Consider the following 7,512-nt stretch of genomic DNA (forward strand, 5'->3'; position numbering starts at 1 on the left):
TTGTTCGCTTTGGGTGGATTGCGGTCCTTTGGAGTAAAAAATGCGGATATCCGCAGTATTGCTCCAAAGGACTGCAGTTCAGCCCAAAGCGGACCTTCAAAACCGAGTTTGCAATGTCCGAGAGGCGAACAAGTCCGTTCATTCGCATTTACCGCTGCAATACCCGCAACCGGTCCGGCCGGGCATTTTCGGCTAAAAGTCCAGCCGAACAAACCTTAAAGCAGTTTGTTAATTGGGTTTTGAAACAAATACGCTGGTTTCTGGGTTCAGATCATCATTCGGATCCGTCAAAATGCCAGCTGGAAAGGAAACCGAGATAGGTCGATCCTTAGTATCAAGGCAGAGCATGTGGTTATTGTCCCCGTCACCCAGATCGGCAAGTTCGGCGGGCGCAACTGTGCGTTGAGGTCCATCTTCGGCCTCTACGACGATCCTGTACAGATCACGTTCCGCATCGCCAGGCTCCTTGCCGTTCGCCAGCGTAACGCCACCCGCCCAAGTTACCCGAATGGCCTGTACGACGTTGTCACTTGGACAAAGGCTTCCTCTGGTTCGGCGTGGCCCCAAGTTTCCGACCAAAGTCCAATCTTCAACAACCTCGGCAAAGATCAATGACGGCCCGTCTTCCAGCGGAGTCACGGCTACAGTGGCACCTCGAAAATCAAGCGTTCCATCGATGGAATGAAGGTGTCCAATAACCTCGACTTGAACCGGTGGATCCTCGGAAGCGTTCCCAAAATCCCCGATGAGAAGCACCGTGCGCAACTCACCGGGATCGGTGGCAGGCAATACTGATGCGCAATGCATTGTTCCGATCTGACCTGATTTTGTTACGACTCTGAAGTCGCCAGCTTGCAAAGTTTCCAGATCTACCTCGGCAGAAAAAATAACAGGCATCCCATCTTTGCCCCTAGAACCTCTGCAAATGAGATTTGCTACTCGGGGCAACGCCTCGAGCCCGTGGAACGCAGAAAGCAACTCGGCATCTTGTCCTCCCGCTGAACTCGGCAATCCGAGGTTTGCGGTTGTGTCTTCAAGCTCTCTACTTGAGACGTCCTGCGCGCGCACAGCCGTTCCCGACAGGGCAATCGCAGTGGCAAGTGCAAGCAATCTGATCGCTTGGCTCCATTTCCTAAACTGCTTAAGCAATAGGGTATTTCTCCACTTTTTGGTCCTCAGCGCTGCGGGTTTTCGAGCTGTTACGTGTTGGAATTCAAGAAAAACACGCAAACAAGTTTTGTCGAACTTGCCGCTATGCGCTTGCTAACAACGCATCGGAAAGCTCGTAATCCGAAAGAGCTCCGGGTGCACCTATTGCAACAAGCCTTGTTTCGGGTTTTCGGTGGCCCCATGCGCCATCCCTTGCGATGTCCATGCGTTTTCCGACTACCTGTACAAGAATGCGATGATCCGGATCCTCCTCGCTAAAAACAAAGCCCTTGAGGCGATAAACGTCGCCGGGAAGCTTTCGAATTGCACTCCGAAGAGAAGACAAGCTTATTGGGCTTTCAGCTTTCATCATAGTTGTTGAGAAGCTGTCCGAGTGATCAGAGTGGTGGCAACCACAATCCGCTCCATGCTCGTGATGATCGGGTACTTCTGTTTCTAGCTGTTCGGCGGCAAAGCGACCAACGGAAAGAAGTATATCCAGTGGGACGTCTGCGTTGACGGCTTCGACCAGACGATACCGACGGAAGCGAGACCCAAGCCAATCGTGCACCCTTTGAACAGCCGCCCTGTCTACGAGGTCGACCTTGTTCAAAATAACCATGTCCGAGAACGCGATTTGACGGAGCTTCAGTTCCATTTGTTCTGGCGCAGAAAATAGCTGTTCCGCATCGACCAGACACATGAGGCTGTCCAAGCGGATCATGTCCCGAAACTTTTGATCGGTGAATGTCATTGCAATTGATGACGGGTCCGACACTCCGCTTGCTTCAAGGACGATGTATTCCGGTTTCTCGGGCCGGGCGAGAACGGCCTCTACCGTTTCGATCAGATCATCTCGGATCGAGCAGCACACGCAGCCATTTGCCAAACTCATCACATCATCTTCGAGACCGACTACCAAGTCGGCGTCAACGTTTATTGATCCAAAGTCATTCACCAAAACCGCAACCCGCAACCCGTGATTGCCGGTCAGGATGCGGTTCAAAAGTGTTGTCTTACCGGCTCCAAGAAAGCCGGTAAGGATCGTTACAGGGATTGCGGATGACGACCCAAATTCGATCATGCCGTTACTCCGCCTTCTTCTTGCGATTCGGGATGACGTCATCGACCTTGATTACGAAATCGCTGGGCCACTCGGGATCGGGAGCACGGAATACGTCAGCTGGATAGTATTCTTTCGGATCGATCTCCATATCGCGGTATTTCTGGTCCTGCTGTTCGGCACGTGATGACCGCGGTGCTGGCGGCTTGATTTCATCCGGCAACGTGATCTTGCCTTCTGCTTCCATCTTGCCCAATTCGCGGAATGGCGCGACCGAACCAGATTTTCCGGGAAGTGTCGCCTTGCGATACCAGATTGCTTCTTTGGTGACGTTGACGACAGCGACGTCCAAACCCCAAGCGAACAGCCCATCATAGTGGGCACGGATTCCCGCCAGCATTTCGGCATCTATATCCTCGTCTTGCGTATAGTGGGTTACCATTGCAAGCCGTGGGCGCGCCTCAGCCATCATCTTACCGACCGCATAGTGCGATGTATGATGCGTATCGATTGTGTAGTTGAACAGCTCTTGCGGCAGGCCGTACTTGTAGGTCATCAACTGACCGATATCCTGTCCGGACATTTCGGTCACAAACACATCGACGCCTTTTCCGTATTCAAGGCTCAGTTCATCGGGGCGGCCGTCGCCGGTCCAAACAAAGCTCAGTCCGTTCCAATCCAGCCGATACCCGACTGCACCGTCTTTGGCGTGGCTACGAGGCCAGGACCGAACAGTCACGCCATCTTCGTCATAGACGATGCCGCCTTCTTGACGGAAATCGAATTCGTTAACTTCGATCTCGTAGCCGTCCCCAATCGGGAACACATCGAAGGCCTCCAGATGCCATTTGAGCATCTGCTGCATGCCTTTCACCATTCCGGCTGTACCAAGCTCCGGTGTCCGACCAGATGGGCCGTGAATGCGCAGCGGCGTGTATCCACCAGACCAAGCCCGGAACGGGTAGATGTAAGGGATGTCTGCATAGTGATCGACATGCAGGTGTGTGATGAAGATGTCGTTGATCAACTGCCCCGGAACCTGCATCCCGATAATGTTGCGGACGCAGCCCGAGCCGAAGTCGAAGAAGAACCTCTTTCCATTACCCAATTCGACCATGATGCAAGTCCCAGCCTGATCTTCGCGGGGCGGAAATGGCGTCGAACCACAGAACGATATCCGCATTTCGTCGGGCCCGAGGTCCTCGGAAAGCGGGAAATAGTTCGCATTCGAGCCCGTCATGTATTTGGTAGGACGGAAGTACGCCGGCAATGTGATGCCCCCGGCAGGCCTGCCGCCGTACGGGTTCTTTAGGCTTTCGCCTAGTGGCCCATCACCGGGGTGCGCCTGTGCAGTTCCTGTACCATAGCTAACGGCACCGGTTGCGACCGCACCTGCTGCCAGTCCCTGCATAACGTGTCGCCGGGAAGGGTTTTCGATGTCGTCAGATTTCTGGATCTGTTCATTCTTAAGTTCTTTGCCGTTGTCTTCTTTTGTCATGGCTGTACCCTTAGTTGGAAATGCTACGAAGGTTGCGCTTCACCATCCGGCGAAGCTCGTTCAGGAGTTCGGATTTGATGTGGGCCCATTCCGCGCGCTCTTTGGCAGTGATCGATGTGTCATCCAACAGCGCGGTAACTTTCTTTAGGTCTTCGATTGCCTCGCTGAGTAACGCATCCGTTTCGGTACGCCCTGAAAGCGAATCGGAAAGATTTGGAAGCTCGTCACTCAGTTCCCAAGTCACTGGATAATCCCCGGTTCCCACTATCTATTCTCACATCAAGATGAGTGCGGTTGACGACACGCGCCAAGTGAGTCACCGTGAGTTGGGGGTGAGTTTGCTTTGAACCAAGCTAATGAATTGCCGATAAATCAAGATATTGCACCGCCATCGCCGGCGCTTGTCCGACAGGCACTTCAGAGCGTTGTCTCCAGCGCCGCATTCCAGGCTTCGCCTCGACTCCAACAATTTCTTACATACGTGGTCGAAGAAACTCTCGCGGGTCGTGGTACCCAGATCCGGGGTAAAGCAATCGCGGTCGAAGTCTACGGTCGGAGTATTGATGGCACTGGTGGTCGAAACCTTGTCCGCGTCGAAGCCAGGCGCCTGCGGCGACTGCTACATGAGTTTTATGAAGATCAATGGGACGGCAATGGAGTTCGAATTTTTGTTGATTCCGGCGGATACAAGCCACGGTTTTCGCAAGGAAAAAATACAGAAAGCGACGAATCAACCGCTCAGGACAGCGATCTGATTGGTGGAAATCGACGTCGGGTACAACTGCTGCCAATTGGGCTGGGTTGCCTAGTGTTGATTGCGGTGGCTGGCTTTTGGTTCACTCGGGATAACAAGGTAGCTTTGCCCTCAGCCCAATCTATCGAAAAGGCTGAGCGAACTGCTCTTGGTGAGCAATCTTTGACAAGGCTTCAGGCAGCTAATCTTGCGGATCAAGCCCGAGGGATGTTTTTCCCTGTTTTTGATATCAAGCGCCAGCAAATAGCACTGGGAATGTTTCAGCATGCTGCGGAGCTCGACCCCGCACTCTCCGACGGTTATGCCGGATCGGCACAGGTTCTGGCGACTTTGGCCATGCTGACCCCTGATGAGGCACAAAGAGACGACCTTTTTGGCCAAGCTGCCGAGATGTCGGGAATAGCGCTTGATCTATCTCCCACCGATGCGTGGGCAAACGGTGCAAATGGTTGGGTTTTGGCCGCCCAAAACAATCCAGTCGAGGCTTTGAAATACGCAAGACTGTCGGTCAAGCTTGCGCCGAATGATGGTCACATTCTGGATCTTGTCGGCATCACCGCCATCATGGCGAACGCTCCGGATCTTGCGGCTGAGGTTAGCAATCCAGAAAGACTAAGGTCAGGATCGGGCCGCTTTGGCGCACGAAATATTTGGGGTGTATCGCAACTGATGCTCGGGAATTACAATAAGGTTGTCGAAGCTTTTCAAGGAGCGCCCGCAGCCGGTGCGCCTGTAAGTGCTCCTTCCCTCCTATTCCAAGCCGTTGCGCAAGATCAGTTGGGACATACCGAAGAAGCTCAGCGACTTATCATAGAAATGCGCAAAACGTGGCCGGAGTTTCCATCTGAGTTTCTCGCCGGCAGGATTTTCCAAAATGATGACGCAACGCGGCAAGCGATACTGGATACTCTGATCAGATACCGATGAAACGCGTCGCATGCTTGTCGACGCAAAGTCTGCTTTCCGCGCATTGCTGTCATTGGGGCAACGCGCAGCACCGGCCAAAGTGGGCTCAAAGCAGCTATTCGCAGCACTCGGCTTGAATAACTGCTCTGCGGACCAAGCTGCCCTCAGATGGTATCGCTTGAATGTCCGCGTTACATTGGAGCGATCGTCGCCTAGAACAGCTTGCAATTCTATCGCGACGGAAACCCGAATAGTGGAAGTCCATGTCCGACACAATCCTTGCTGCTGAACCAACTATCCGCCTTCTTGCCTTTCTATCCGTCCTGGCGGCGATGGCACTTTGGGAAGTGGCCGCACCCCGGCGACGACTGGATATTCCGCGCGTTATCCGATGGACAAACAACCTTGCGCTCGTGGTGCTCGACACCGCCATCCTGCGGCTGACCTTTCCAATCCTCGCAGTTGGTCTCGCAGCCATGGCCGAGGATCGCGGATGGGGGCTCTTCAATAACATCGAGGCGTCGGTTTGGGTTGCCATCGTGGTCTCCATGCTGCTTCTCGATCTCGCAATCTATCTTCAGCATGTGATGTTCCACGCTGTACCGGGGCTTTGGCGTCTGCACCGGATGCATCACGCCGACCTCGATTTTGACGCGACCACTGGCTTGCGTTTCCATCCGGTAGAAATCCTGATCTCGATGGGGATCAAGCTGGCGGTCGTAGCAGCCTTGGGGCCGCCCGCTGTCGCCGTGCTGCTTTTCGAGGTGATCCTTAACGCTACCGCGCTCTTCAATCACGCAAACATTGATTTGCCGCGTCCGGTGGATCGAATTCTCAGATGGATCGTCGTCACTCCAGACATGCACAGAGTCCACCATTCAGTCGATCCAAGCGAGACCAACTCGAACTTTGGCTTTAATTTACCGTGGTGGGACCGACTTCTAGGCACTTACGTTGTGCAACCCGAGAAGGGGCACAAGGGCATGGAAATTGGCCTCAAGCAGTTTCGCACACGCCGAGACCTCTGGCTCGACCGAATGCTGATTCAGCCGCTGCACGGCCCGGCGAGCGGAGGTGCCCTAGACGCCCCGAGCCAACGGAGGAAGCCTTCATCTGTCTCGTCCGGGCAAACCAAGCTTGGCACTGACCAAATAGACCAATAGCGCTGAACCAAAGACTGCTTTGCCGCGCTTGAGTGTCATTCACACGGTGTTCGGCATCGGTCGAAATGGGCTCAAAGCAGTCTTTTGCTGCATAGTGCATCAATGACCGCAGTGCTGACGAAGCTGCCGTTCGAGAAACGGATTTGCGGCAGTGTATCGGCACGGTCCACGGTCTGCGCGATTGCGCCACGCCGCTAACCCACGGATAACGCGCGACTATTAAGGGCACACCTTACACAGTCTCGATATGGGGGAGTGTGTGGCTGTGCTGCCAGTCTCGGGCTATCCGGTCTGGGTTCAAAATCCCTGTTTACAGGGAATTTACAGGGAAAATCGGCGGTTTTGGCCGCTGGGGTGCCCGTTTCGACAATCCCTGTCCTGATTTAGCGCCGTTTTACAGGGGTTTAGGGGTCAATTCCCTGTTCTTTAGTGAACAGGGAAATTTGCCATCGCGAATAGGGAAACCCCGGGAATTAACAGGGATTGGTATCTGCAAAACAGGGTAGCGCCCACGCCAGACAAAATACGAACCTGCAAATACACCCTTTGCCAATGATCATGTTCATGTTATGTTCTAATCAGGCGATTCTGCACTATGCACCGTCGCCCGAGAAACGATGAGAAGATGAGGCCAACCCGGACGGGCACGTCGCCGCCGACAGTACGCGTCACCCGGATGGGAGCCTAAGCCCGCCGCATCTTTGCGGCTTCGTCGACCGCGGACGCTATCGCGGTTGCGTATTCGTCAACTCAGTGCGGGCTTTTCCATACATGTCGTCGGTCGTTTGAGGCTGGCATAAATAATCATCGCGCATATGCGCTGACAGGAGGCCTGAACATGGCATCTATCGAGACAGTACAAATCAAAGATCTCAAACCCTGGGCGAACAATGCCCGGACACACTCAAAGAAACAGGTGCGGCAGATTGCCGATAGCATCGCGCAGTTCGGGTTCACCAACCCGGTGTTGATCGACGAG

General features: G+C 54.0%; 8 protein-coding genes. 4 read left to right on the forward strand and 4 right to left on the reverse strand.

Annotated elements, in window-relative coordinates; all coding sequences use genetic code 11:
• Window positions 1-219: hypothetical protein (locus GOX45_RS21990; RefSeq protein ID WP_217350622.1), on the forward strand; the 219-nt coding region annotated here is incomplete at its 5' end.
• 9 nt (window positions 220-228) lie between these two features.
• On the opposite strand, the gene GOX45_RS21765 is transcribed toward GOX45_RS21990, so the two are convergent.
• The 4 genes from GOX45_RS21765 to GOX45_RS21780 are packed head-to-tail and all read right to left on the reverse strand — an operon-like array spanning window position 229 to window position 3,954.
• A complete protein-coding gene (locus GOX45_RS21765; RefSeq protein WP_171104049.1) occupies window positions 229-1,230 on the reverse strand; it encodes a hypothetical protein in 1,002 nt (333 codons plus the stop codon).
• A gap of 22 nt (window positions 1,231-1,252) precedes the next feature.
• Window positions 1,253-2,275, reverse strand: coding sequence for a GTP-binding protein (locus tag GOX45_RS21770; protein WP_371809009.1), 1,023 nt, complete (start codon window positions 2,273-2,275; stop codon window positions 1,253-1,255).
• Complete coding sequence (gene gntH, locus GOX45_RS21775) at window positions 2,238-3,710, reverse strand: guanitoxin biosynthesis MBL fold metallo-hydrolase GntH (RefSeq protein WP_171104052.1); 1,473 nt, start codon at window positions 3,708-3,710, stop codon at window positions 2,238-2,240. Before gntH ends, GOX45_RS21770 begins: the two co-directional genes overlap by 38 nt.
• Before the next feature lie 10 nt (window positions 3,711-3,720).
• Window positions 3,721-3,954 (reverse strand): hypothetical protein, encoded by a 234-nt coding sequence (locus tag GOX45_RS21780; protein ID WP_171104054.1) that lies wholly within the window; start codon window positions 3,952-3,954, stop codon window positions 3,721-3,723.
• A 99-nt stretch (window positions 3,955-4,053) separates the two neighbouring features.
• Between GOX45_RS21780 and GOX45_RS21785 the strand changes: the two genes are divergently transcribed.
• The 3 genes from GOX45_RS21785 to GOX45_RS21795 form a co-directional block, all read left to right on the forward strand.
• A complete protein-coding gene (locus GOX45_RS21785; RefSeq protein WP_171104056.1) occupies window positions 4,054-5,391 on the forward strand; it encodes a hypothetical protein in 1,338 nt (445 codons plus the stop codon).
• Between the two features lie 242 nt (window positions 5,392-5,633).
• Complete coding sequence (locus tag GOX45_RS21790; RefSeq protein WP_171104058.1) at window positions 5,634-6,533, forward strand: sterol desaturase family protein; 900 nt, start codon at window positions 5,634-5,636, stop codon at window positions 6,531-6,533.
• 838 nt (window positions 6,534-7,371) lie between these two features.
• Window positions 7,372-7,512 (forward strand): ParB N-terminal domain-containing protein (locus GOX45_RS21795; protein WP_171104060.1); only part of this gene is annotated, 141 nt, incomplete at its 3' end.

This window comes from Ruegeria sp. HKCCD7255 (assembly GCF_013031565.1).
Classification (GTDB): domain Bacteria; phylum Pseudomonadota; class Alphaproteobacteria; order Rhodobacterales; family Rhodobacteraceae; genus Ruegeria.

Excerpts from the sequence above, each read along its gene's own strand:
- gntH (WP_171104052.1), bottom strand. The coding sequence starts at position 3,710 with ATGACAAAAGAAGACAACGGCAAAGAACTTAAGAATGAACAGATCCAG.
- GOX45_RS21790 (WP_171104058.1), top strand. The coding sequence starts at position 5,634 with ATGTCCGACACAATCCTTGCTGCTGAACCAACTATCCGCCTTCTTGCC.
- GOX45_RS21770 (WP_371809009.1), bottom strand. The coding sequence starts at position 2,275 with ATGACGTCATCCCGAATCGCAAGAAGAAGGCGGAGTAACGGCATGATC.